The following is a 24,811-nucleotide window of genomic DNA, read 5'->3' as shown; positions in this document are numbered from 1 at the left end:
GTCTCTTTTCTTTTGCGCGGGTTTTCATCTAAAGCATAAATCATTGATTTGCCAAACTTTGTGTGATAAATTTATCTGGGTTTCAGCTTCTCTTAAAGAGGAGAGTGCTGGTGTCTGAAAAAGGCAAAATCGGTCTTTCTGAGGCCTCGGCTCTTCTTGATTTAGTTATCGGCGCTCAAGGCAGCGCAGATGAGATTTTTGATCTTTCAAAATTACCGAGGAAAATGATGGAGATTGAACGTAAGTATTGGCTTACTCCCAACGGTGAAAATACGGATTTGGTTATTACCGATTTTATTACACGATTTGGAGAGCGCTTAAAACATTGCGGAATTACTGTTGAAAGATTTACTCCTTTTGTTGGCGTTGATCAGTACTACATTATGGAACGAGGCGGCGACGAGTTTATATTTCGTTATAGAGTCGGCGCTAACCGTTCTCCGCAGCTCACGGTAAAGTTTCAATTAAACAAAGGGTCTAATATGGTGAGAGGGGAATTGAATTTGAGCGTAAAATACGAAGATCCGGAAAAAATAGGGGCGTTTTTGGCGGTTATCGCCGCGCTTGCCGATTCGTGCAAAATTTTTACTGTTCAGCAAAGCGGAAACATATGGATTACGAAAAGTCCCGCGGGAAATTTGGTGGAAGTAGTGGTTTACAGAACCGCGCGCATTTCACCGCCGGAAAGGCTGGAAGTTTTTGTTGAGGTTGAACCGCTGAACTCCGATAAAATAGATAGAGCGGTTGCGACGATAGACGAATATGAAAAAGAGCTTCAGCTCGGAGGTTTACTTTGCGAAAAAAGCATTGCCGAAATTTTTAGATAAATTTTTGCACGAGAGCCGCGTCAGACGCGGCTTTTTTTATCCATTTTTTGCTTAACAAATATACAAAGATTTGAAAAATGAAGCAGATCCTTTTTTCTTGCTTAACAAACCTTAACGGCCGTCAAGGTTTGTTATATTTTAGGTTTACCAAAACCCTTTCCTCGACTCCCTCTTTTCTTTTGCGCCGGTTTTTGGTATTCTTTACATGGGTTTCATTGATAAATCGGAGGGATAACTATGATTCTTGTTGTGGTTTTTATGGTCGCTGTCATTTTTTTTTGGGCAGTTCTATTTGTCATGCCCGGCTCGAGAAAATACTACCTTCCTGCGTTTTTCAGCGTCGTCCTTTTGGATGCTATTGTCGTAAAGTTTATATTCCCTCTTTTTCCCGATATCAATTCTGCTGTAAACTTTCTCCAAGCGCTGCTTATCGTCTTGATTAGCGCCGTTGTTATAGGGGTTTTCTTGTTGGAGATTCTCGGTGGCTATATTGTTGGGATACTTAGGAATAAAGGTCTAACTCACAATGTTTCTCGTCAACTGACAAAAAACTTTTATTTGGCCCTAGCTCCCTTTTTGAACGCCGGGGCGTTGATGTTGTGGACATTGCTTTTTCCGTCTTTGGGATTTGTAAGTTTTTGGCCCAACGCACTGCTTGCCGGATTTATATTGCATTTTATTGACGAGGGTATCGTGGTTCCGTGGTTTTTCAAGCTAACTGAAGCAACGGATCATAAAAGAAAAGTTTAGAGGCGGAAAATCTCGCTAGCCTGTTGCCAGATTAACCCCGCTTAAAAAATCAAAGCAAGAACAAAACAAAACGAGAAGGACAGATGAAGGTCTGCCCTTTTATTTTGCAGCAAATTTTGTAAAATCAGTGTATGGCCGTTAATTTATATAAACACCGCGAATCAAATATCCGCAAAACCTGGATTTTGTTTGCCGGATTTTTGGTTTTTGTAATTGGCGTCGGATGGATTTTCTCGCAGGTATATGGAAGTAATGTCATTTTGATTGTTGCTGTAGTGTTCAGCATCGTGATGAATGTTCTGGCCTACTGGTATTCCGACAAACTGGTACTCAAAATGAGCCGGGCCGAACCTGTTGAAAAAAGCAAGGCGCCCGAACTCTACAATGTCGTTGAAAATCTGGCGATTACCGCGGGTCTTCCGACCCCCAAAATTTATTTAGTGCGCGACCCTTCCCCCAATGCTTTTGCCACGGGGCGCGATCCAAAGCATGCCGTTGTGGCCGTAACTACGGGGCTTTTGGAACGGCTTGACCGCACGGAGCTGGAAGGAGTTATCTCGCACGAACTTTCGCATATCGGCAATCGCGATATGCTTTTATCAACCGTTGTCGTGGTTCTTGTGGGTTTCGTGGCTCTTCTTTCTGATTTTTTCATGCGCTCGCTTTGGTTTAGGGGCATGTTTGGAGATCAGGACAGGCGCGGCGGAGGAGGCACGGCGATGATTTTGATAGGAATTATTTTTTCCATTTTGGCGCCGCTTTCAGCTATGCTGATTCAGCTTGCTATTTCCCGTAAGCGTGAGTTTTTGGCAGACGCTTCGGGCGCCATGCTTACGCGCTATCCGGAGGGGCTCGCGAAAGCTCTTGAAAAAATTTCGGCCTATTCCCGTCCGATGCGTTCAGCTAATAACGCCACGGCCCATTTGTGGATTTCCGACCCGCATGGTAAAAAGCATAATGTGGTTGCGAAATTATTTATGACCCACCCCCCGACGGAAGAGAGAGTTGCCAGATTAAGAGGAATAAACATATGAGTTTTGAAAAATTAGAAGAACAGTTTTCACCAGAGGAGGAATTGGCGCAGCTGAAAGAACACGCACGCGAGGTCCAGAGGAAAGAAGAATCGAGAGAATTGAATACCGCCAACTTTATAGATAATGCGTTTGATCCCGAGAAATTAACGCAAAAAGATGTGGAAATGTGGCGGAGATTTCAAGAAGGCACGCTTACGACCTACGAATTTTTTGCGTACGCCAAGGAAGCGGCGAAGGACCCGCAGAGAAGTCCGTTTGCCGAATATCTCGGGAATGAGATGAACAAGGAGAATCTCCGAAAACAAATTGAGAAAATTAGATCTCAAAACGAAGAGGGCGAAGGGCAAGAAAATAATAGATAAAATGTAAAAAGGAGGCGTCGCATAGCGGCCTAGTGCGCCTGCTTGGAGAGCAGGTATGGGGCAACCCATCGTGAGTTCGAATCTCACCGCCTCCGCCACGTACAAAATTTTCTGCGAAAATTTTTACGTGGCTGTCGCGTGTAAATCTTTGATTTATTACGCGACGCCATCCATAAAATATGTATTACGTTTACATTCTACAGAGCAAGAAAAATCAAAGTTTATATATTGGATATACTACCGACATTGAAAAGAGGCTTACTGAACATAATAGTGGCAAGAGTCAGGCCACGAGACCATTTCGCCCCTACGAGCTTATATACTACGAAGCGTTTGTAAACATGAAAGATGCCAAATCGCGCGAAGAATATTTAAAGAGCGGCTGGGGACGAAGAACAATCAATAAAATGCTAAAGAATTATTTTTTGTAATTACATAGGATTGAGCGCCCGTTCGCTTGCCCGCCGACTCGGCCTTCGTAGCCACTTCGGCGAAGGAGGCAGCTTTAGTGAAGGCGGGAGAGACCGGGCGCTCAAGTAAAGGTTTTAAGTAGAAATATATGCAAGGAATATTTTTTGCACATCCACATACTCTTTTTGAACGAGTAGAAAAAATCTTAAAGAAAGTCGGCCCAGAAAAATTCTTTAGCAGTTCAGAAGAAGAGGTAAAGAAAGCCCGGGAAGGATTTGCGGCCTATTTTTTTGTACTGGCGATGAAAAAATATACCGGGAAAGATTGGTGGCTTGCACAGTATGACCAAGCAGAAAGAGCTTATCCAGACTTTGATTTTTTTTCATTTGGCGAAACTCCTGAAAAATTACGCATGGAGCCCGTAGAATTGACCGGAGTATATCCACATTTCAAATCGTTCGATGAATTTACAGAGGTTGTGAAAAAGAAGCAGAGTCAATATGGTACCAAACCTGTTAAGTTTAGCTTGCTGGTGTTCGTAAACCACGAAAAAAGCGAGGAGTGGATTTCGCTTTTGAGAGAATATCTGAAGACCGAAAATCCATTTATAAGTATATGGACAATACATTTGCGATTTAAAAAGGGAGGACGGGAGGTAGGAGCGGCAGTTGCTCAGAGAATTAGGCCGTTGCCCGGACTACGAATTACAGCTGCCACAGACGAACCCGGTATTCATAAGCCCCAGCCCCTTCCAAATTATATAGAGGAGAAAAAAGAGGACGGGGTTAACCATATTATGTTTAAACAGGAGTTTATTGATAAATTTAAGTCACTCGTACGATCAAGCGTCCATTCGAGAAGCCGGGCACCATTAAGAAAATTTAAACCATGAAAAATTTTTTAATAGCAATTTGGTCAAGTTTTAAAAAACAAATGAAGGAGCAATGGGTTATCATCTTAACCAATATCATTATTGCTATCGCTATTTTTTATTTGGGAATTTCTTTCAGCGCGTCTTTACGCAACGAAGATATAAGACAAAGAACAAGTCCGTTATTCAAATATATTTATGATCAAAATAGCGGAACAATAAGCATAGATTCCGGCGATGATTTTTCTCCTGTAACAATAGATTGGATTCTTCCGTCATCAACAGCAACACCACTAGTTGCTCTTACCAAGAACAATCTATCGATGAAAGAAGATATTATTGAAAAAGTATTTTTTTTGTCTCTAGGTGGTTTTCATGAAAAATTTGGCAACCTCATAGAAGGGGATCTTGTTGGCTATTTAGAGTGTATTGTTTTAAATCAATTTGGCTTAGAAGTAAGTAAAACACTAGAAGGATTTCCAATAGGAATAAAAATAAGATACATAGTACGCGGTAATCCAGAGATTAAGACAAGCTACAATTTGATATTATTAAGGAGCTTCGATGGAGAGTTTGTTCAAATTCATCCCTTCCCATACTTAGAAGAATCTCAATTAAGAAACGCATTGCTCGAAAAAGGATCATACAGATTTAATGAGATAGTCAAAAGGCTTTCTAGTTATTATGATGAAAAGAGTTCTTATATGAATGAAGATGGGACTTGTAATCAAAAAACAGAACAATTCTACTCTTTTTAGAAAATACGTCTCAAACAAACAACCCTTGACCGACCCCCATCAAAACGCCCACTGGAAAAGAGCGCGAAAAAGCCTTAAGATATCTCATATCGGTTGGTTCTAGACCGACCCACGCCGCCAGAAAACTAATTATCGAATAGACCCACATGCATATGAAGCATATAAATATCGAGATAAAAGCAAAGTGCAATAACCACGAAGAAATTCGAAAATTCTTGAAATCTCACAATGCTGATTTTAAGGGAACTGACCATCAAGTCGATACTTATTTCAAAGTTAATCATGGCAGGCTGAAACTACGTGAGGGAAAGATAGAAAACTTCTTGATCTATTATGAACGAGAGAATAAAGAAGGTCCCAAACAATCAGACATCATCCTTTTCAAAACATTCCCAGAAAGCTCACTTAAATCTATATTGGTTAATTCTAATGGTGTATTGACGGTTGTAGACAAGAAAAGGGAAATTTATTTTATTGATAATGTGAAATTTCATATTGATACGGTTCAAGACCTCGGCACATTTATGGAGATTGAAGCAATTGATGACAGTGGGGATATCGGAAAAGAAAAACTGCTCCAACAGTGTAATGAATATCTAAAATCATTTGAAATTTCCGAATCCGATCTTATTTCAGTTTCTTATAGCGATTTGCTACTCGAAAAAACAGAAAAATGAGCACGAAAAGAAATTTTTTCATGTTAACTTTTTGAAACAGAAACTCGAAATGGTTTCTGTTTTCGTTATTGTAATTTCCCTGGGTTTGTGCTAGATTCATCATAGGAATTTTAGTAAAAGCTCTTCAAAAAAAGGAGGCCAACAATGTTCGAAAGATTCATGACTGATAAGCGGGTCGAGAAGCGCTACGCTGAAGCTGGTCGGATTTTCGGTCATGCGGTGAGCTACATCTACATGGGCGAGTGCATCGGTTTTGATAGCATGCTTGCCAAGTGGGAGAAGCTGGAAGCCGAATATGCCAAGCGTGGCTACCGTACACTTCCGGTGGACGATTTCGTCGCCCATGGTGGCTACGGGACGCCACTCAAGAACCTTAGCGTGAAGCGCGCCGAAGGCGAAGAACCTGTTTTCCATGCCAGGATTTACCGTGAGGTTTATCTCGGCAAGATTCGGCCAGTTGTCAACCTGTCGGAACTTATGAGGCCAATCGAACCAGGCGAGTCGCCGGAATCGCGGGCGCAAGTCGGCACCTATTTCGTTCCTAGCACCAAGAAAGCCGAATAGTTTATGGGTATCCGGGGACATAATCAGAGGCGAGCATGCTCACCTCTTTTCTTTGACAAACGGGCGCTTTTTGATAAAATTACTCCGGAAAGAAAGGAGAGCCCAAAATAGGAGGATTGGCGGATGGATTGGCCAAGAACGCATATTATAAGCGCAAGCCAATTTTCAAAAGAAACCCTCGGAAGGATTTTTGAAGAAGTAAAAGAATTCAGTGAGAACAGAAATAATCTTCCGCAGATTATGCGAGGCAAGGTTATGGTTGCTTTCGGCAGTCAACCATCCACCCGCACTCTGGGCTCTTTCAGAGCCGCGATGCTGATGCTCGGCGGCAAAGTTAACGAGTTTGTTGAAGAAAAATCTTCAATGGCAAAGGGCGAAAGTTTCAAGGACACTTTGCGCGTGATTTCAAATTTCGGGGATATCATTGTTATGCGCCATCCAGGGATTGAGGCCGCGGAAAACACAATTCGCGATTTGCCGGTTCCGTTCATTAGCGCCGGCGGCGGCATAGAACATCCGACACAGGCTCTTCTTGATATTTATACTGTTACAAAGGAAATGGGCGAGGTTCGCGGCCTTAAAATCGCGTTTGTGCGCGACCTTCGTTATGGCAGAGTAATTCCTTCCTGGGTTTATCTTCTTCCGATTTTTGAAAAAGCAGAGGTTTTTTTGGTTTCGCCTCCGGAGCTGGCTCTTCCGCAGGAATACAAAAATATACTTAAAATAAATAGTGTCAGATTTTTGGAGGCAGATTGGAAAGATTTTTCGGAAAACATTCTTTCTAAAATTGATGTCCTTATGGTTACCAGGATTCAGAAAGAAAATTTACATCCGGATATACACGAACGAGTGCGGAATTTTGGAATTGTGGACGGTAAAGTTTTACGAAGAATGAAATCCAAAGCCATTATTATGCATCCTTTGCCAAGGGTTGATGAAATTGCCGAAGAAGTTGACACAGACTCCCGCGCGGCTTATTTCCGGCAGGTTGAAAACGGATTATACACGCGTATGGCGCTTTTAAAGATGATTTTCGGCGGCCCCTTATAGGGGCCCTTTATTTTTATTGTTGAATTTAGGTGTTAATAACGCGGCTATATTTTTTAGCCGTCGTGATATAATAAAAATATGGAAAATAAACCTAAGACCTCGCCTAAAGATTTTTTTCTGCATCTTCTCGCGATTATTGCTTTGTACATAACCGCCGGCAGTTTCGTAACTTTGATTTTCCAATACATAAATATCATTTTCCCCGACATTTTGGAGAAAAGCAGTTATTATTTGCGCTCGGTCCATAGCTCAATTCGCTGGGCGATTTCATCGCTTATCGTCGTGTTTCCGGTTTATATTTTAACCTCGTGGTTTTTGGAGAAAAATTATAAAAAAGACCCGGCAAAAAGGAATTTAAGAATCCGCCGCTGGCTCATTTACTTTACGCTTTTTGCCGCCGCGGTCATTATAATAGGCGATTTGGCCACCCTTGTTTACAATTTTTTGGGAGGGGACTTGACCGCCAGATTCGTGTGGAAGGCGCTCACGATATTCTTTACGGCCGGCGTCGTTTTCGGCTACTATTTTTACGATATTTATAAGCATAAAACCTGATTATGAAATGGTTTGTTTGGGCGGTGATATTGGTTGTAGCGGTTTCAATTATCGCCGGTTTTTTCGTCGTCGGCTCTCCCAAGACCGAAAGAATGAGGCGATTTGACGACCGCCGCGTTTCGGATTTGCAAAATGTACAATCGCAGATAGTTAATTTTTGGCAGTCGCGTGAACGCCTGCCCGAGTCCTTAGATAATCTTACCGATGATGTTTCGGGATGGTTCGCGCCCCGGGACCCGGAAACAGATTTACCGTACGAATACGCGGTAAGCGACTCGGAGGCGCTAACATTTTCTTTATGCGCCGATTTTTCTTTGGAAGGAAGTGCTGAATCAAATGGTTATTACAGTATCACGCCTTTCGGCTATCTTTCGGGCGCGTGGGACCACCCATCGGGATACTATTGTTTTGACAGGACCATTGATCCGGAACTCTATCCGCCTCTTGAAAAGGCGTTGAGGCCAAAGCTCTGATTAAAATTAAAAAATAAATTAAAAGCGGCCGGCGGATTTTGCCGGTCGCGGTTATGTTTTATTGACACCCGTATTAAGTTTGGCGGATGAATAGACCTCAAAAACTACATAATTTTTATTTGCATCTATTCCGGTGCTTACACGAAGCCGGACATTACCGAGGCGTTCATGCGCGCCGGGAAGCGCGCCGTCGGCAAGAGCCCGTTCCGGGCAAATCTCTAAGTCGGGCAGGCCGAGTTTTTCAAAAAATATTTTCCAGAGAGGAATTGCTTCCTCCGCATCATAACCCGGAATTATGCGCAGGTTATTCAACGCGAAACTGCGCGCTTCGTAAATAATACGAGTCGGAATTCCGCGCTCTTTGATATTTTCGACCAGCGCGTACAGGTTTTTATCGCTGGCGCCGTAGCGCAAGCGGCTGAAAACTTGATGGATGAATTTAGCAAGTCCCGTTACCGCGCGCCTAAATTGCGGATTGCACGAAAGCTCGGCGAAGAAAATATCTTGAATTAAATATGTATCGTGTTTGGAAACACTGAATCGCGCTCCTTTGGGTTGGGGACGCCAGAGAAATAAGTATTGTCTGATTTTATGGGTGAGCGCGTGCATAAAAGTGCGTTGAGTCGGCAATTTAATTGGATATTTTGGGCCGCGTTTCCATCTACTGATTCGTTCATCGGCAATGCGCTGGATATGTTCCCAGAGGTATGGCGCTGCTTGAATATATTGTTCTTCGGTGATGGAAAAATATTCGCCTCGTCGTCTGGCAAGTGTTTTGGGCATTTCAGGGTCAAAAGAATCAATTGGCGTTACAGTCGCGCCGTAGGGGCGTCCTCGGCTTATGCCGATTTCCATAAGGACGGCTTTTTCAAACTTTTGACCGCAGAGATTTTTGTGGCCACTGGCTCCTTGGCCTATCACGCCGATAACTCTAAGGCCGGGATCCGGATTAACATGTTCTTCAACGCCGGCAGGAGTAATTTCTATAGTCACTTCCGCCCATCTAAGTATTGAAGCAACATCTCTTTTTACTAAGTCCGGCGCCGAATATCCGGACAATTATTTCACCTCCCTTCCAGGATTAGTTCCAGTTGAGGATGTTTGGCTCGTCTTCCTCGCGCAAGCAATCCCTGCCTTGAATATGGGTGGTTGGGAACAACCCCGGTGCAAAACTTCTCAATCGGACACAGTTTGCACGGGTTGTTATGTTTGGTCGGCCAGAGTTCCGGATTTTTTTCCAGCGTTTCGGCGGAAAAAAATAGTGTTCCGCCTCCGCGAATTTTATTTTGGATTTGCCATTTGCAAAAGTCGCGGCTTAAAACCCAGAGCGCGGGATTGATATTGAGGTGTGAAATTCCGTGTTTTTGCAGGAATTTTTGCGACCATATCGCAATCGCGTCCGTAAATTTTTCAGAAACTCTTATCGTCGGCAAACCGGCAATGACTGCGAGCTTTTTTTGCCCTTCCGTTTTCGGTTCAAATGGTTTGGCGATGCCGCTTAAATCCAGAATTTCTGTTGCCCACAGCACTCTTATGGCGTGAAAATCCACTGGGATGGGCGCGGGAAAAATCGGAATGAGATTTCTTTCCTGGAGCCAGATTACGAAAAGAGAAAAGATTTTTCTTCGCACTCCGCGAAAACCATCCGGCGATTTTCCGTTCGGGGATATTTTGGCGAAAGCTCCCTCAAATTCGCGCGCGCCGTTAAAAATGTTTAACACACTGTTTCCCCAACATTGATTGAGCGTTTTTGCGTTTTGGTGCCACCAGCGGGATAATTCATCCAGTTTGAACCCAAAATCATCGCCGTTTGCCGGCAAAGGCGCCCCGTTTTCTTCAAGAATCTCCAAAAGCGTCAGGCGCACGACCTCAAGTATTGTTTTCGGCGAGAAATCCTTTGAAATTATTTCCGGACGAAAAAGTTCGGGCGTTTTTCTTTGCAGAGTCCACCATAATTTGAACGGCAATTCGGACATGATTCCGCCGCGCATCGGCATGGAAGCAAAAAAAAGCCAATTAGCATAATCGCGAGAATCAGTGGAGCTCGGCAGGAGCCATTTTTCTTGCGGAAGAAGAACTCCCTGGAAAATTCCCGCGCGTTTTTTCCACAAGTCGGCCAGAATACGAAAAATATCAAGCGCTCGTTTTTCATTAAATCTGATTTTTGGTTTCATCACTGTTTGTCCCTTTGCTGTTAAGTAACGGGTCTGTCAAAAAACTAGCAGTTTTTTAGGCCCAAGGCAAGGCCGATTTCATGAGGATTTTTTTGAGCTTGCGGCTCTTTACATTGCCCGAAAGTCAAAAATCTGCTAGATTTTAGATAACTTTATGCCTTCGCCCGTAGAGAGAATAAAAGAAAAAATGGATGTTGCCGAACTTGTCGGTTCCTATATCAAGCTGGAAAAAGCCGGCGTCAACTTTAAGGCCGTCTGCCCGTTTCACTCCGAGCGCACGCCGTCTTTCTATGTTTCTCCCGCGCGCCAAATGTGGCACTGCTTCGGATGCAACGCCGGAGGAGACATTTTCAGATTCGTAATGAATATTGAGGGAGTTGAATTCCCCGAAGCTCTGCGGATTCTTGCTGAAAAAACCGGAGTGGAGCTTGAACGCCAGGACCCCAAATTGAGAAGCGAACGCACGCGCCTTCTGGATTTGCTGGAAACAGCCGCCTCATTTTATGAAAAAAATTTATATGAAAGAAAAGATGTCGGCGCGTATTTAAAAGAGCGCGGCATGACGGGGCAAACCGCCAAATCGTTTCGTTTGGGCTACGCTCCCGATTCTTGGGACGCTACCATTTCCCACCTTAAACAAGCCGGTTTTAAACAAGATGAAATAGAAAAAGCGGGATTAGCTATCGCGGCAGCCGGCGACCAACAGCCGGCTACCGGCAGATTTTACGATCGATTTCGCGCCCGCGTAATGTTTCCGCTTTTTGACGGCGCGGGGCGCATTGTGGGTTTTTCCGGCAGAATTTTTGAGAAAGATCTGCGTCCGGGCGGCGCGGACATTGAACCGGCAAAATATATCAACACCCCCCAAACGACCCTTTACGACAAATCCAGAGTGCTTTACGGTTTTGATCGGGCGAAATCCGAAATCCGCAAAAAAAACGCGGCAATAATTCTTGAAGGGCAAATGGACCTGATTATGTCGCATCAAGCCGGCGTCGTTAACGCCGTGGCTGTTTCCGGAACGGCTTTAACCATGCAGCATCTAATAAGCATTAAACGGCTTTGCGATACCTTAATTATGTCTTTTGATATGGATAACGCCGGCTTTGAGGCCACGAAAAAAAGCCTTGACCTGGCTTTGACCTGCGGATTTGACGTAAAAATAGTTTTGATACCGGAAGTAAAAGATCCGGCTGATTTAATAAAAGAAAACCCCGAAAGCTGGCCGGTTGTTTTGGAAAAAGCCGAGCCGATTGTCGCGTTTCTGCTGAAAACCTTGGCTTCAAAGCATAAAGATGTCCTTGCCTTTAAAAAAGAAGCGGGGCGATCCGTATTGCCGTATATTTCCGCTATGCCGAGCGAAATAGATAAGGCCCATTGGGTCGGCGAAGTCGCAAGCGCCCTTAAAATGCGCGAAGAAAATGTTTGGCAGGAGCTCAAAAGAATAAAAGCAAAGCCTGATTCAAAAGATGCGGCTTATGAAATTCGCCCGCAAACGCGAAGCCGCAAAAGCCTTTTAGAGGAAAGGCTAATAGGTCTGGCCGCATGGCGAAGAAATGATTTGTCAACGGTTTTTGGTGATTGTCGGGCTGATTGGTTTTCTCCGGAACGCCGGCATATTTTTGAATCAAGCGCGCAAGGTAGCGCGGCCGAAGATCACTACGTCAAAAAATTGGCGCTTGAAGCCGAAGTGATTTACTCTCTAGAAGATAATCTGTCGGACCAGTTTAAAAATTTAGCCAAAGAACTTCAAAAAGAACATTTGAAAAACCGGCTGATCAAGCTCGGGGAATCGGTCAGAGAGCTGGAGGATTCCGGAGGTAAAGAAGAACTTGAGAAAAAATTTAACGAATTCAAGGCCGTTTCAGCCGAACTTAACTCCCTTTAGCGCCGTTAAAATTAAATAGTTTTTAAGTTGAAATGTCCGGCAATTTAATGTAAGATAGATATTTACATGCCTAAAAAGATCAAATCAAAATCCAGGGCCAAAAAAAGGCCCGGGGCCAAGTCTGCAAAAAAGCCCAAGTTATCCGCGGCAGGCAGATTCTCGGCTAAAAAGGAGTTTAGCGAGGAAAAAGTCGCTGAACTCATTAAGCGCGGAAGAATCCGAGGATTTGTAACCTATGGTGAAATACTGTCCAAGTTTCACCATATTGAACGCAACATTCTTTTTCTTGAAGATCTTTATAACCGTTTGCAGGAGGCCGGTATTGATGTGGTTGAAGGCAAAGACCTGCTGGAAGTTGAGGAAAAAAAGACGCGCCAGGTTAAGCTGCGCGAGGCGCTGGAGCTTACGGGTACGGATTCGGTGCAGATGTATCTTCGTGAAATAGGGAAAATACCGTTACTTAGCGCTGAGGACGAAAAGGAACTGGCCAGAAAAATAGAAAAAGGAGACGAAGACGCCAAGAATCGTCTGGCTTTAGCCAACCTGCGTTTGGTGGTGTCAATCGCCAAGCGTTACGCCGGACGCTCCCCGAATCTCACTCTTCTGGATCTGATTCAGGAAGGGAATATCGGTTTATTCCGCGCTGTGGAAAAATTTGACTGGAGGCGCGGATTCAAGTTTTCGACTTACGCCACCTGGTGGATTCGGCAGGCTATTACCAGGGCGCTGGCAGACCAGGCGCGCACCATTCGTATTCCGGTGCATATGGTTGAAACCATTTCAAAATATCAGCAGGCCGTGCGCAGATTAACGCAGGATTTGGGGCGCGACCCGCTGGCTGAAGAAATTGCCGATGAAATGGGTCTTGAGGTTGAAAAAATTCATCATATTCAGAAGATTTCGCAGGATACGATTTCAATTGACGCTCCAGTGGGCGAGGACGAAGAGGATTCAACGCTGGGTGAGTTTATAATGGACGATACTATTCTTTCTCCCGATCAAGAAACCGCGCGAAAACTTTTAAAAGACCAGCTTCGCGATATAATAGTTGATCTTACGCCCAGAGAGCAGAAGATTTTAAAAATGCGTTTCGGTCTGGAAGACGCCATAACCCACACTCTGGAGGAAGTAGGCAAAGAATTCGGCGTTACTCGCGAACGCATCCGCCAGATTGAGGCCAAAGCCCTTGAAAGAATCCGCCAGCATTCAAAAGCGCATAAACTTGACGGTTACAGTTAAAATTTATAGATCCTAAACGTCTCATCACCCCGAGGATTTAAAACGCTCAAGGATTTGGTATCCCCGACTATTTTTTGGAATTCGTAAGAGGGAACGATATTAGCAGCCAACACGAAATAGTAATGCTTAAAACCAACTCGCTCGTAATAGTCAGGGCCGTTTTCGGATAAATACTTAAAATAGGTATCCAGATCAATCACCGGCCAGCCGTGATAAATATGCAGCCGGTCTAAAACCCAGAGTTTCGCTCCGCGGTCAAAATTGCCGTAGGTTATAATCATAGCCGGGAACGGTTCAAAGCCGTTTTTTTGAGCAAGCTCTAAAGATTTATCCTGCGCTTTTTCAATAAATTTATAGCGCGCGTCAAATCTTATAGCCGGCATTTTTTCTTTGAGTTCTTTTTTAAAAAAATCTCCGAGCGCGTTATAACCCCAGTTGTAATTTTCATAGCGGACTTTTGAAGAAAGCCACAGCTGGGGCCCGATGGGGTAGTAGGTGATTTGGTTGTTGAAAGAATAAAAAATTTCAAACGCAAGAAATACACCGAGAGCGAGAAGAAAAATTTTGCTTTTATAAATGTAATTCAGAAAAACTCCGGTGCCAAGGGCCATAAACGGCGTAAGCATGGTTAAAAAGCGGTATGAGGGGCCGATTGCGGCTAGTAACAAAAGCAAGTAAGCGGAGGCAAGAAGAAGAAAGGAATTTTCTTTTAAAAACTCTTTTCGTTTCTTTATCGCACCTACAAGTGCCGCAGATGCCGCCGCCGCGAAAATCCCGAGAAACAGCCACGAATTGCTTGCGATAAAGCGCAAAACGAAGTTCTTAAGTCGGTCCGTAAGGCCCCCGATTTCTTTGCCCGGAGCGATTTTCCAGACCTCTGGATTTTGGCCGAAAATATAAGAAAATTGAAAGTCAAAATGCCCGACCGTTTGGTAAAGTTTAATATTGTAAATTATCACCGGGCTGAAAATAATCGCGGCCAGCGCCCCGCCGAGCCACAATTTTTTATTCAAAAAATAATCGCGCCTGAAAAATAGCAAATAGGTTGTAAAAATCGGAACAAGCACAAAAACGTTATATTTTGTCAAAAATCCGAGTCCGAGCGCGGCGCCAAGCCAGATTAGATAATTTTCTTCATCAAGCGAGCGCAGAAAAAAATAAGACGCCAAAAGCAGGAAAAATATCACGAATGCTTCCTGCAGTCCTGTCCGCGAAATATAAACCGAGTTGAGCGTTACGGCCATTAAGGCCGCGGCCACCAAGCCGGCGCGCGCCGAGTAAAGCCGCCGGCCGATTAAATACAAAAGATAAACCGATAAAATGCCCAGTACGGCTGACGGAAAGCGCAGAGCAAAATTATTTTCTCCGAAAAGCAAAATGGAGAAATGCTGGACCCAGAATACCAGCGGCGGATGGTCGTGGAAGGAGAGTTTGGTCCATGAGGGGATGTTCGGATCAAGCCATTCAAGAGGCGTTGTTTGTTCGGCTGCCTCGTCAAAATCCATAAGGCCGACGGCCCGAAATCCATAAAAGACCTCATCGTTTACGGTGTCGCCTCGGGAGAGCCCCCAAAAACGTAAAACCGCGGCAAGTATAAGTATCAAAATTAGCCAATTTCTGGTTTTCATAAAGGATTATTATATTATATTCTTTATATATGAAAATTTTAAGCGAGCGAAAGGCGTTTTTTGCGGTTTTAGCCGCGATTTTCGTTTATATCGCGGTTGTCGGCTCTGTTTCCGTCGCGCGCCACTACGATTTTCAAACGCAGGCCTGGGATATGGGAATTTTTTTTCAGACCTTCTGGAACACGGCTCAAGGCAGAATAATGCAAAACAGTATTGAAGAAGTGTCGAACCATCTGGGGGTTCACATGAGTCCGATTATTTTTGTTTTGCTTCCGGGTTTTTTGGTTTTCCCCAGCGCTTATTACCTGCTGATTATTCAGACATTGGCGCTTGCCCTTGGCGCGCTGCCGCTCTATCTGTTTGCCAAAAAAGTTCTGGAGCGCAGGGGTTCGGCTTTAATTATCGCCTTCGGGTACCTTTTATATCCCGCGCTTCACTGGGTAAATTTTTTTGATTTTCATCCGATAGCTTTTTTGATTCCGGCGCTGCTTGCGGCTTTTTATTTTTTTAACGAAAAAAAATGGCTCTGGTTTTGGGTATTTATGGTTTTGGCATCTGTCACCCAGGAAGACGCCATTTTAGCAGTCGCGTTTAGCGGTTTATTTTTGGCCGTTTTACATTGGCGACAAAGGGACGAAAGAAAAAATGGTTTGTGGGTCGCGGCCGCGGCGCTGGGCTATTTTATAATTTCAGTTAAATTGATTATGCCGGTTTTCGGAGGGGGGTTGTTGCGTCTTGACCGATATGCCGCGCTTGGCGGAAGTTTTTCGGAGATTGCGCGAAATTTATTTACGCATCCGCCGCTTTTTTTCAAAACGGCTTTTACCGCGCCGAAACTCACTTATTTATTTTGGATTTTTTTTCCGGTTTTATTTTTGCCGTTTATCCGCCCGCTTTCCCTTTTACTTTTAGTTCCGGGGCTTCTGGAAAATCTTTTGACCAATTTTTCCAGCCAATTTTCAGGATTTTATCAATATGACTCAATGCTCATCGCCGGAATTTTTATATCCTCGGTTTACGGCCTTAAGTCCTTATTAAAAATTTGGCCTGAAAAAATAATTTGGGTAAAATGGCTGTTTGCCGCCGTCATACTTGCCGGATTTTTATTTCGTTCTCCCGTCAGTCCCTTTTATTTTCCGACAGAAATTTTTAAATCAAATGAACGCCGCCAGACTCTGCGGCAAATCGTTAAAAATATTCCCGGGGAGATATCAGTTTCCGCCCATGCCAATATTTTGCCGCATCTGGCAAAGCGCGAGCGTGTTTATATGCTTGGCAGCGAACCTTTTTGGGTCGACGGTAAGCCTTTCCGTCCGGATGCGGTTATCATAGACGGCGGGGATTTATTCGGTTTTTACAATCCCGAGGCCTTGCAGTCTTATGCCGATTCTTACGCGCTTTCCGGCGAGTACAATATTCAAGTTATTCGTGAAAGATATATTATATTCGGGAGGAAATAAAAAATCGTACAAAAAAGATGTACGTATGAATTTATTTATTTTTTCTATTTTTAAACCTCAAAACCAGCACTTTCCAGAAACTTTCAAGGATTATTTTGGGATTGAATTTTGAAACGCCGGTTTTGCGCTCGGTAAAAATTATCGGGATTTCACAAATCTTAAATCCCTTTTTGTAAGCGCGATAAGTGGTCTCAATCTGAAAATTGTAGCCGATTGAAGAAAGGGAATTCCAGTCTATGGCCGCCAGAGCCTCTTTTTTCCAGCATTTAAATCCTCCGGTCAGGTCTTGATGGGGGAGGGCAAGGATTAAACGCGCGTATATATTGCCGAAGCGGCTGATCAGCCGGCGCAGAAAGCCCCAATTTTTTATTTCTCCGCCCGGGATGTAGCGCGATCCCAAAACCACGTCGCATTCCGGCATTTTGGCAAGCATTCGCATAATTACCTCGGGGTCGTGCGATAAATCGGCGTCAATTTGCACGATATAATCGGGCAGGCCCCCATCGTTAAATTCGCCGCTTAGTATTTTTTTAAAAGCGTGGACATAGGCGGTGCCGAGGCCGGATTTGTTCGCGCGGTGCAGGACTTTTAGCGGATAAATTTTGGCCAGCTTCTCGGCCAGTTCTCCGGTGCCGTCCGGAGAATTGTCATCAACCACGATTATTTTGAGGCTCGCGATTCCGGCGCCGATTATTTTTTTGACGAGCTTTTCCAGATTATCCCTTTCGTTATAGGTCGGCGTTACGACAAATATTGAGGCCATATGATCAATTATATTATACACCAAAACAAAAACCCGTCCCGCGGACGCGAGACGGATTTTTGTTTTAGTTACACTCGGTTAACTTTTACAGCGCTAAGGCCTTTAGGACCTTCAGCAATCTCAAAAGTGACTTTGTCCCCCTCTTTGAGCTCATCGAACTTTACGTTCTGAAGCTCGTTTGAGTGGAAGAAAAGATCTTTTTCTTCACCCGCGCGAGCGATGAACCCGAAGCCTCGGTCAGTCAGTCGAGCAATTGTTCCCTCGTTCATTTATTGTGAAAGGAATAAATTAAATAATTCCTCAAAAACAGCTTGCTGTAGAACAAAACCCGACCCCCGTTTCTCTTACAGCCCTGATTTGATTAAGTCCATCTTATCATAGGCCAGATACAATGTCAAGGAGGTCTTTAGGGCCTGTGGAATCTTCTGAAAATCCTGCGAAATATCATTTTTAAGACAAGATAGGCCGCAAAGGCCGCCACGATATATAAGACGACTTCGTTTTTAAAAATAAAAGACGCGGCCGTCAGCGCGGAGAGGTAAGAATAATCTATTATTTTTTCTTTTGAATCGGCTTGCGGATTTTGGGCTAAGGCTTGCAGCCGTTTTCTGACTTCATTCTTTTTTTCTTCCAAAAATTCCACGGTCGGCGCCAATACCTCCTTTACCGCGTTCCTGGCCGCCGATATTTGCGGTTCCGAATCTCGCGGCAGCAAAGAAATCAATTCATCCGTGATATTTTTTTCTGGTTCTTCGTTATCCGGAATGACGTTTTCCTTTTTTTGCGCTCGCGGATTTGAGATCAATGGATCCGTGCCGTTTTTTATTTCTTCAATGTCCGGAATGCCGTCATTATCATCATCGGGGTCGCTGTCGTTTCCTATCAGGTCGCCGTCGGTGTCTTTTTGTATTGAAAGCGAACTACTTTGAGTTTTTTGTTTTGCCAGTTCAACTGCTATGGGCGGCTTTCCCACCCGTAAGAGAGACGCTTTTATTATTTTCGCTTCTATGGAATGTTGGCCTTCGGCAGCTTTCCAATCGTTCCATACTTGGGTGAATTTTCCTCCGCGTTCCACAAAAAAATCAGAAACGCCTATTGATTTTTGATTGTCAAAAAATTCAACGGTTCCGGAAATGTCATCCGGACCGCTATTAAAAAGCGCGGCATAAATCCTGACGGTTTCTCCGGCAAAAAACGGGTCTTTGGAATACCAAATGCCGCCTTGCAGGAAGCCGGCGTTGGTCAGGGCAGAGGCCAGCGCGAATAACGGCATCAAAATCGCGGCTGTTAGTATAAGTTTTCTCAACAATATTATTTATTATTTGTTTTGCCCGGCAGGCGGTATAAGTAATATAAAGCCAACGGTGCGGCCCAGTTCGCGAATCGCTCTATGAAATCCAGCCATCCCACGCCAACCAAAGGGCGCACAAGAGCGGTCCAAAAACCCCAGAAAGCCGCCCACAAAATAACCGGACGAATCGGTTTTATCAAAATAATTGTTGCCACAATCAGGTCCGAAATGCCTGCCCAGAGCAGGAGCGCTGTCGCAGTCGGCTCGCTGACCTTTATCATTTGGCCGATCCAGCCTACCCAGTCTGCTTTTCCGCCTATTGCCAATAAACCGTGTCCGGCAAACTCGCCGGCAACCCCGATACGCAAAATCCATTCAATTTTTTTCTTATTTTCCATAATAAGCATATTATATATCATATAATAATTTGATAAACCTCTTGAGATTTGATTTTTATGGTTGTCAATGATAGTGTTGTTTTGGCTTTAGCAATTTGAGGAGGGGATAAATGAGCAGAGGACAGGCCGGGTTTTACTACATAACCTTAGAAGGCGAAAGATTAAATCTTAGAAAACTTGGCAAGAAACATAGAGAGCTGTTGAGAAAATTTTTTAAACTGTATCAAGAAGAGCGCGGATTTGTTGATTTTTCCAATGCTATGAATTCTCCCGACAGTTTGAAAATAATGGGCGCCCTCCGCATGAACGGCCAATACTGGATTGGCTCAAAAGTTCTGCGTTCAATCATTTTTTCTGTATTGCAGGATTTGTGCAATCGTCTGGCGATTAAGCAAGGTTTTTCTGAAGAAGGAAAAGAACGCCGTTATATGGACTTCGCCGAAAACGAAAAAGCGCTCAATGAATTTTTAACCAGATAAAAAAAGAAAGGGCTATTCGCCCTTTTTGTTTTTGTTCCCGTCGCGGTTATTCTATATCCTTTTGGCTATATTTTATTTCGCGCTCTGGAGCGGTCAATTTTGGTGAGATGCTGTTTTCGCAGGCGGACGCTTTTGGGTGTTATTTCCAGATATTCGTCTACGGCTATCACTTCAAGTCCGCGCTCAATCGTAAGTTCATAAGGAGGAGTAAGCGCGATGGCTTCATCCGATCCCGACGCGCGCACGTTGGTAAGCTGTTTTCCTTTGGTCGGATTCACGCTCATCTCTTCGCCTTTGGATGTATTGCCGATAACCATGCCTTCATAAACTTCGGCGCTCGGGCCGATATAAAGCACGCCTCGGTCTTGCAGGTTCCAAAGCGAATATCCCAATGCTTTTCCGTCAGCCATAGAGATCATTGAGCCCGTAGAGCGCTTTTTAATTTCGCCGGCGTAAGGTTTGAATCCGATAACTCTTGAAGAAATAATTCCTTCGCCTTTGGTGTCAATCACGAATTGACTGCGGTACCCCAAAATTCCGCGCGTCGGCCCTTCAAAGATTATGCGAACCGAATTGCCGCGCGTTTTTATGTCTTTCATCACGAATCTGCGTTTGCCAAGGCGTTCAATAATAGTGCCCTGATGCTGTGATGGAGTGTCAATAATCACTTCTTCAAACGGCTCGCTTCGCTCGCCGTTTTCTTCCTGATGGAATATGACTTGCGGCTGGGACACCTGCACTTCATAGCCCTCTCGGCGCATATTTTCAAGCAGAATCGCGATGTGCAGTTCGCCCCGGCCGGACACCGTAAAATTTTCTGACGAATTAAAATCAACGCGCAGGCCGACATTCACTTCCAGTTCTCGTTTGAGCCGTTCGCGAAGCTGGCGCGAGGTTACGAATTTTCCTTCGCGTCCGGCAAAAGGCGAATTATTAATCAAAAAATTCAAAACAATCGTCGGCTCATCCACCGCGATTGCGGGTAGGGGAGGAGTATCGGAGTTTGAAGCCACGGTTTCGCCGATATCAATATCCGGAATTCCGGCTATCATCACGATGTCTCCGGCTTCAGCGCGTTCGGTTTCAATCCGTTTCAATCCTCGGAAAGTGAATATACGCGTTATTTTTCCCGCGCGGGCCTCGCTCTCGGGTTTTTTGACAAACACATTTTGGCCCGCGCTTACCGAGCCCTCGTAAACCCGCGATACCGCAAGCCGCCCCAAAAAATTATCATAGGCAAGATTAAATGGCTGCAATCTAAGCGGCAGGTCAATCGTGGAACTTGATGTCGGCGGAATATGTTTGAGAATGGCGTCAAGCAGGGGAGTCAAATCCTTGGATTCGTCTTCAAGTTTTAATTTGGCTATACCTTCGCGGCCTATGGCATAAATCACCGGAAAATCGGCTTGTTCGTCGTTCGCGCCAAGCTCCAAAAAAAGCTCAAGCGTTTGTTCTTCGGTGCGTTTCGGGTCGGCCGCGGGCTTATCAATTTTATTTATAACCACAATCGGTTTCAATCCCAGCTCAAGCGACTTTTTTAGAACAAAACGGGTCTGGGGCATCGGCCCCTCTTGCGCGTCAACCACCAAAAGGACCGAATCAATTGAGTGTAAAACCCGTTCAACCTCGGAGCCGAAATCGGCGTGCCCGGGAGTGTCTACGATATTTATTTTTGTATCTTTGTAAAAAATCGCCGCGTTTTTTGAATAAATCGTAATTCCGCGCTCAAGTTCAAGGGCGTTTGAATCCATTGAGACCCCTTCTTCGGCAACCCCGGACTGACGCATCAAAGCATCGGTCAAAGTGGTTTTGCCGTGGTCTACATGAGCGATAATAGCGATATTGCGTATTTCCATATTTGCTACTTGCCCCGCGACTGCGGGGTGTTTCTTACTTCCATATTTATGGGCGAAAAAAAATACCTCTCGCCCGACGGCGGATTATTTTGAACCTCTACGCTTTAATGAGCGCGCGGGCGATGTTGTATCCCACAATAATCGCGCCGATAAAAAAAGAGGACATCCAAAATTTTGAAAAATTAAATTTTTTTAACAAAATTATGACCCCAATTAAACTTCCGACGGCCGTAATGTAATCCGTCCAAAAAAAGTAGTTGGTAAACATAAAAGCCGGTCCGCGCGCAAAATGACCGAGAGTGTAGCCCTCCGGCCACATGCTCAAGACGGCGGGCATGAAAAAATAACCGATAAAAAATCCGCCCACCTCAATAAGGCGGGCCCACAAAACGACGCTCAAGCCCAATGTTTTTTGCGGCGACATAAATAAAAACATAAGCCCGAATCCCAATCCGTAAATTACCGTATCAATTAGATAATAAAGATTCCCGGAAAAAAGGGTGTTATTCCAGCCAACCATCAAAGCGTTGGCCACTAGCAAAATGCCAAGCCCCGCCAAAAACTTGTTTCTTTGCCGCTTGATTTCTATTTTTGGATTAAAAAACTCAATGAGAAGTCCCAGCGCGATAAACGCATAAAAAATGTTTGATGTTAAATTGAGCAGTAAAAGGCGGGAAGAGACCGGCCAGTTCTCCAAAAAGGAAGGAAAGTTTCCGCCCCGGCCGTAATAAAAATCAAGATTGGAATTATAGAGCCAGACCGCGATAGCGGCGATAAAAAGCAAAAGATAAACTCTGACTACGCTTTTTGACACTTCTGTCTATTGTTTTCTGAATTTATTTCCTTGATAGATAAGGAATCCTGCCACAAAAACGGCAATCCAGCTTACCCACATGGGAATTTCTAATCCGCCGATAACGGCGCTCCAGCCAAAGATAATTCTAGCCGAGTGTAAAATAAAAATAAGCGCAAAGATAATTCCGACTGTTGAATAAAAAGTTTTTATATTCATAGTATTTACATTTTAACACTCATTAAAAATTTAGAAAGAATTATTAAGGCCTGGTTCTGAAACGGGCGCTGGAGCTGGTGCGGGCGTTGGAGCTGGCATTATGGTTGGCGTTGGAGCAGACGTTGGAGTGGGGGCGGGGGCCGGCACTGGAGCCGGACCGACCGGCAGAGGCAAAGCCCTTTCCTGAATCGGAGCTGGCGTTGGCGTTGGCGCGGGCAAAATTGGCTTCATATTGCCGGGCTGTTCCCGGAATTGCGGTTCGCCGATTGGTTGAGGCGTCGGCTGTCTTCCTTCAAACATTTTGGCTCTTTCCGGCGTCAAAGGAACATTTGGTCTTGGCGGTGGTCCGCCGGGGACACCCCCTTGTTCTTGACTGCTTTTTTCGGGTCTGAAAATTGGCTGCTGTCCCTCCGGTATTCTCTTTCTGAATCCCTCTATTTCCTGACGCATTTCTGGCCTGAATATTTTCATAATTTCTTCTCTTGGTTGTCCTGTCGGTTGTGGCTGTCCTGTTACCTGGCCTTCGCCTCCGGGGGACTCGGATGGCGGCATAAATATCTGACGGTTTATCTCCTCTATCTTTTGGAACTTTCTCTCCCTTTCTTTTTGTTCAATCATTTCAACGCGCTCCGCGTGTCTTTCCACTGTTTGGGTTTGGGCTTCAATGGCTCGGTTTAATCCTGCTTGCGCCTGAAAAGGAGCCCGTCCTCTGATTTCTTCCAGAACTTTCAAACCGCCGGGAACAGGAGGTCCAAAGATAAATCTGTTGGTTTGGTCATTATTTTCCGTGTTTTCAATGAATTTTTCCGTCGCTTGATTCCGGACCTCTTTCATAAAATCAAATGTTCTTGGTTGAGGCGGCGGCGCGGCTCCCTCTGGCTCGATAGGCCCGGGCGCCTCTTGGCCGGGCTGGAAAGCCCGACTCAAGTCCTGCGTTAATTTCAAATCAACAATATCTGGATTTTCCGCCATTCTTTGAAAAACCGGATTTTGTCGCAGGGCCTCTGGATTGTCGTCAAAACGTTCCCGGAAATTGTTTTGGGCTTCCTGGTGAAACTGCTGGAAATTCTGGAAAACTGGCACGGGCGGAGCGCTAGGGTCATCCTTTGGGGGTTCCATTCTCATTTCCATTTCCGTCATCGTTCTTAAGGCCTCGGGACTGCCTTCCCTCCAGGGCTGCATAAACGCCTGGCGGGCCTCATCGCCATCAAACCGCGAGAACTGATTTTCAAATTTGCGGAGGGCTCCGTCTTTGGCGATTTCCATTTCTTGCATTGTTTTCGGCGACTGGAAATTCTGTTTCATTGTCTCAAGGGTTTCAAACTGTCGGACGGCGTTGCCCGGCAAGAACTCAACATAATTATTGAGTTTTTCCGTTCTGGTTTTTTCGGGCAGGGCGGCGAATCTTTGCTCAAATCTCTGGGCGAGCGCGTTTTGGGCTAATCTTAAGGCCTCCTTAGTCTCTTCCGGCGCCTTGTCTTCCAATTCTCTTAAAATCTCCACGGCCTTTAACTCCTTAAAATCGCTGCCCTCCCTGTTTTCAATGATTCGCGGCAAACGTTGGGCCAGCTCTTGAGGATTTTCGGCCACTTTGGTCATCACTTGGCCAAACATTTCTAAATTCCGTTGCCTGGCTTCCTCAATTTGGGCAAAGGCCTTTTCCGGAACCTGTCCTTGCAAGTTTTGCAGGACAATCTGCTGTTTTAATGAATTGTCGGCGATTTTATCAAGGAGTTTTTCCACTCTTTGGCCGTCTTTGGCTTTGGCCTTTTTTAATTTATCACCCTGATTCGCGATTCTTTCAAAGTTCCGGTTAATTCCCCTGATGACTCCTGCCGAAATTTCCGACGCTTTTTCAGCCCCTTGTTCCTCCGCGAGCTGCTGGATTTCAATAATTTTTTCATTGGCGTGTTGCAGCCGAAGTTCGGCTTTTTTCACCGAGTTCAGAGTCAAGACCTCCTGCGTCCCGCGGAAAAAATTCTTGAACCCGTAGAAAAAACTGCCCGGCAAAACCCTAGCCTTTTCTACCCCCAGATCTTCCGCTTTGATTTCCGTATCCAGTTTTACTTCCTCGGGTTTCCGCTCCTCTTCTAAAGATTTCTCCGCCGCTTCTTCAATTGCCGCCTGAACGGTTTCGGGCACTTCTTCGGCCGTTTCCTCGGCGGCCCACGCTCCGGCCGGAAGAATCAGGGCTAAGGTCAAATAAAACACCGCCGCTCTCGCGGCCAACCATTTTTTATTTTGCATATTTTATTTTATCATTTTCCCGAGAAAGAACGTAAATTCGGTTA

The 24,811-nt window shown here is 44.8% G+C and carries 27 protein-coding genes and 1 tRNA gene; 17 read left to right on the top strand and 11 right to left on the bottom strand.

Annotated features, from left to right (window positions below):
* The first annotated feature begins 110 nt into the window (after positions 1-110).
* The 13 genes from HYY55_01925 (at position 111) to HYY55_01865 (ending at position 8,332) form a co-directional block, all read left to right on the top strand.
* Complete coding sequence (locus tag HYY55_01925) at positions 111-827, top strand: hypothetical protein (protein QQG46584.1); 717 nt, start codon at positions 111-113, stop codon at positions 825-827.
* A 237-nt stretch (positions 828-1,064) separates the two neighbouring features.
* Positions 1,065-1,577, top strand: coding sequence for a hypothetical protein (locus tag HYY55_01920; protein ID QQG46583.1), 513 nt, complete (start codon positions 1,065-1,067; stop codon positions 1,575-1,577).
* Positions 1,578-1,708: 131 nt separating this feature from the next.
* Complete coding sequence (locus tag HYY55_01915; protein ID QQG46582.1) at positions 1,709-2,611, top strand: M48 family metallopeptidase; 903 nt, start codon at positions 1,709-1,711, stop codon at positions 2,609-2,611.
* The gene (locus HYY55_01910) at positions 2,608-2,973 is read left to right on the top strand and encodes a hypothetical protein (GenBank protein ID QQG46581.1); all 366 of its coding nucleotides are present in this window, start codon (positions 2,608-2,610) and stop codon (positions 2,971-2,973) included. The genes HYY55_01915 and HYY55_01910 overlap by 4 nt, the downstream gene beginning before the upstream one ends.
* A 10-nt stretch (positions 2,974-2,983) precedes the next feature.
* Positions 2,984-3,071 (top strand) — tRNA-Ser (locus HYY55_01905).
* Between the two features lie 81 nt (positions 3,072-3,152).
* Positions 3,153-3,404 carry a GIY-YIG nuclease family protein gene (locus HYY55_01900; GenBank protein QQG46580.1) on the top strand — a complete coding sequence of 84 codons (252 nt, stop codon included), beginning with the start codon at positions 3,153-3,155 and terminating at the stop codon, positions 3,402-3,404.
* Between the two features lie 128 nt (positions 3,405-3,532).
* On the top strand, positions 3,533-4,276 hold the full coding sequence (locus HYY55_01895; protein ID QQG46579.1) for a hypothetical protein: 744 nt from the start codon (positions 3,533-3,535) through the stop codon (positions 4,274-4,276).
* A complete protein-coding gene (locus HYY55_01890) occupies positions 4,273-5,013 on the top strand; it encodes a hypothetical protein (protein QQG46578.1) in 741 nt (246 codons plus the stop codon). The genes HYY55_01895 and HYY55_01890 overlap by 4 nt, the downstream gene beginning before the upstream one ends.
* 152 nt (positions 5,014-5,165) lie before the next feature.
* Entirely contained in the window at positions 5,166-5,690 is a 525-nt protein-coding gene (locus HYY55_01885) for a class IV adenylate cyclase (GenBank protein ID QQG46577.1), read from the top strand.
* Positions 5,691-5,834: 144 nt separating this feature from the next.
* Complete coding sequence (locus HYY55_01880; GenBank protein ID QQG46576.1) at positions 5,835-6,254, top strand: hypothetical protein; 420 nt, start codon at positions 5,835-5,837, stop codon at positions 6,252-6,254.
* Between the two features lie 123 nt (positions 6,255-6,377).
* Entirely contained in the window at positions 6,378-7,304 is a 927-nt protein-coding gene (gene pyrB / locus HYY55_01875) for an aspartate carbamoyltransferase (GenBank protein QQG46575.1), read from the top strand.
* Between the two features lie 78 nt (positions 7,305-7,382).
* Positions 7,383-7,859 (top strand): hypothetical protein, encoded by a 477-nt coding sequence (locus tag HYY55_01870; GenBank protein QQG46574.1) that lies wholly within the window; start codon positions 7,383-7,385, stop codon positions 7,857-7,859.
* 2 nt (positions 7,860-7,861) lie between these two features.
* Entirely contained in the window at positions 7,862-8,332 is a 471-nt protein-coding gene (locus HYY55_01865; GenBank protein QQG46573.1) for a hypothetical protein, read from the top strand.
* 51 nt (positions 8,333-8,383) lie between these two features.
* Here HYY55_01865 and HYY55_01860 read toward each other — a convergent pair whose 3' ends face one another.
* Together HYY55_01860 and HYY55_01855 are read right to left on the bottom strand one after the other, a co-directional pair.
* On the bottom strand, positions 8,384-9,391 hold the full coding sequence (locus HYY55_01860) for a hypothetical protein (protein ID QQG46572.1): 1,008 nt from the start codon (positions 9,389-9,391) through the stop codon (positions 8,384-8,386).
* Positions 9,392-9,396: 5 nt separating this feature from the next.
* Positions 9,397-10,506 carry a hypothetical protein gene (locus HYY55_01855; GenBank protein QQG46571.1) on the bottom strand — a complete coding sequence of 370 codons (1,110 nt, stop codon included), beginning with the start codon at positions 10,504-10,506 and terminating at the stop codon, positions 9,397-9,399.
* 154 nt (positions 10,507-10,660) lie between these two features.
* On the opposite strand from HYY55_01855, the gene HYY55_01850 reads away from it, so the two are divergent.
* Both HYY55_01850 and HYY55_01845 read left to right on the top strand, forming a co-directional pair.
* Positions 10,661-12,394 (top strand): DNA primase, encoded by a 1,734-nt coding sequence (locus tag HYY55_01850; GenBank protein QQG46570.1) that lies wholly within the window; start codon positions 10,661-10,663, stop codon positions 12,392-12,394.
* Between the two features lie 66 nt (positions 12,395-12,460).
* Positions 12,461-13,633 (top strand): sigma-70 family RNA polymerase sigma factor, encoded by a 1,173-nt coding sequence (locus HYY55_01845; GenBank protein ID QQG46569.1) that lies wholly within the window; start codon positions 12,461-12,463, stop codon positions 13,631-13,633.
* On the opposite strand, the gene HYY55_01840 is transcribed toward HYY55_01845, so the two are convergent.
* Entirely contained in the window at positions 13,630-15,261 is a 1,632-nt protein-coding gene (locus HYY55_01840; protein QQG46568.1) for a glycosyltransferase family 39 protein, read from the bottom strand. The genes HYY55_01845 and HYY55_01840 overlap by 4 nt on opposite strands.
* Before the next feature lie 29 nt (positions 15,262-15,290).
* Here HYY55_01840 and HYY55_01835 point away from each other — a divergent pair, with 29 nt between their 5' ends.
* Positions 15,291-16,721, top strand: coding sequence for a DUF2079 domain-containing protein (locus HYY55_01835; protein QQG46567.1), 1,431 nt, complete (start codon positions 15,291-15,293; stop codon positions 16,719-16,721).
* A 31-nt stretch (positions 16,722-16,752) separates the two neighbouring features.
* On the opposite strand, the gene HYY55_01830 is transcribed toward HYY55_01835, so the two are convergent.
* From HYY55_01830 to HYY55_01815, 4 genes are all read right to left on the bottom strand, one after another.
* On the bottom strand, positions 16,753-17,484 hold the full coding sequence (locus HYY55_01830) for a polyprenol monophosphomannose synthase (GenBank protein QQG46566.1): 732 nt from the start codon (positions 17,482-17,484) through the stop codon (positions 16,753-16,755).
* Between the two features lie 68 nt (positions 17,485-17,552).
* Entirely contained in the window at positions 17,553-17,753 is a 201-nt protein-coding gene (locus HYY55_01825) for a cold shock domain-containing protein (protein QQG46565.1), read from the bottom strand.
* A gap of 137 nt (positions 17,754-17,890) precedes the next feature.
* Entirely contained in the window at positions 17,891-18,793 is a 903-nt protein-coding gene (locus tag HYY55_01820) for a hypothetical protein (protein QQG46564.1), read from the bottom strand.
* 2 nt (positions 18,794-18,795) lie between these two features.
* On the bottom strand, positions 18,796-19,173 hold the full coding sequence (locus HYY55_01815; GenBank protein ID QQG46563.1) for a hypothetical protein: 378 nt from the start codon (positions 19,171-19,173) through the stop codon (positions 18,796-18,798).
* A 110-nt stretch (positions 19,174-19,283) separates the two neighbouring features.
* Between HYY55_01815 and HYY55_01810 the strand changes: the two genes are divergently transcribed.
* Positions 19,284-19,652: a hypothetical protein gene (locus HYY55_01810; GenBank protein ID QQG46562.1), complete on the top strand. Its 369-nt coding sequence runs from the start codon at positions 19,284-19,286 to the stop codon at positions 19,650-19,652.
* Positions 19,653-19,717: 65 nt separating this feature from the next.
* Here HYY55_01810 and typA read toward each other — a convergent pair whose 3' ends face one another.
* The 4 genes from typA to HYY55_01790 form a co-directional block, all read right to left on the bottom strand.
* Entirely contained in the window at positions 19,718-21,508 is a 1,791-nt protein-coding gene (gene typA, locus HYY55_01805; GenBank protein QQG46561.1) for a translational GTPase TypA, read from the bottom strand.
* 97 nt (positions 21,509-21,605) lie between these two features.
* Complete coding sequence (locus HYY55_01800; GenBank protein ID QQG46560.1) at positions 21,606-22,322, bottom strand: hypothetical protein; 717 nt, start codon at positions 22,320-22,322, stop codon at positions 21,606-21,608.
* A 6-nt stretch (positions 22,323-22,328) separates the two neighbouring features.
* Complete coding sequence (locus HYY55_01795) at positions 22,329-22,520, bottom strand: hypothetical protein (protein ID QQG46559.1); 192 nt, start codon at positions 22,518-22,520, stop codon at positions 22,329-22,331.
* A 30-nt stretch (positions 22,521-22,550) separates the two neighbouring features.
* Positions 22,551-24,767: a hypothetical protein gene (locus tag HYY55_01790; protein ID QQG46558.1), complete on the bottom strand. Its 2,217-nt coding sequence runs from the start codon at positions 24,765-24,767 to the stop codon at positions 22,551-22,553.
* Positions 24,768-24,811: the final 44 nt, after the last annotated feature.

This window comes from Candidatus Niyogibacteria bacterium, from assembly GCA_016432485.1.
Lineage (GTDB): Bacteria > Patescibacteriota > Minisyncoccia > HO2-45-28 > HO2-45-28 > HO2-45-28.
The sequence above is the reverse complement of the archived record's forward strand: the minus strand, read 5'-3'. Positions and strand labels throughout refer to the sequence as shown.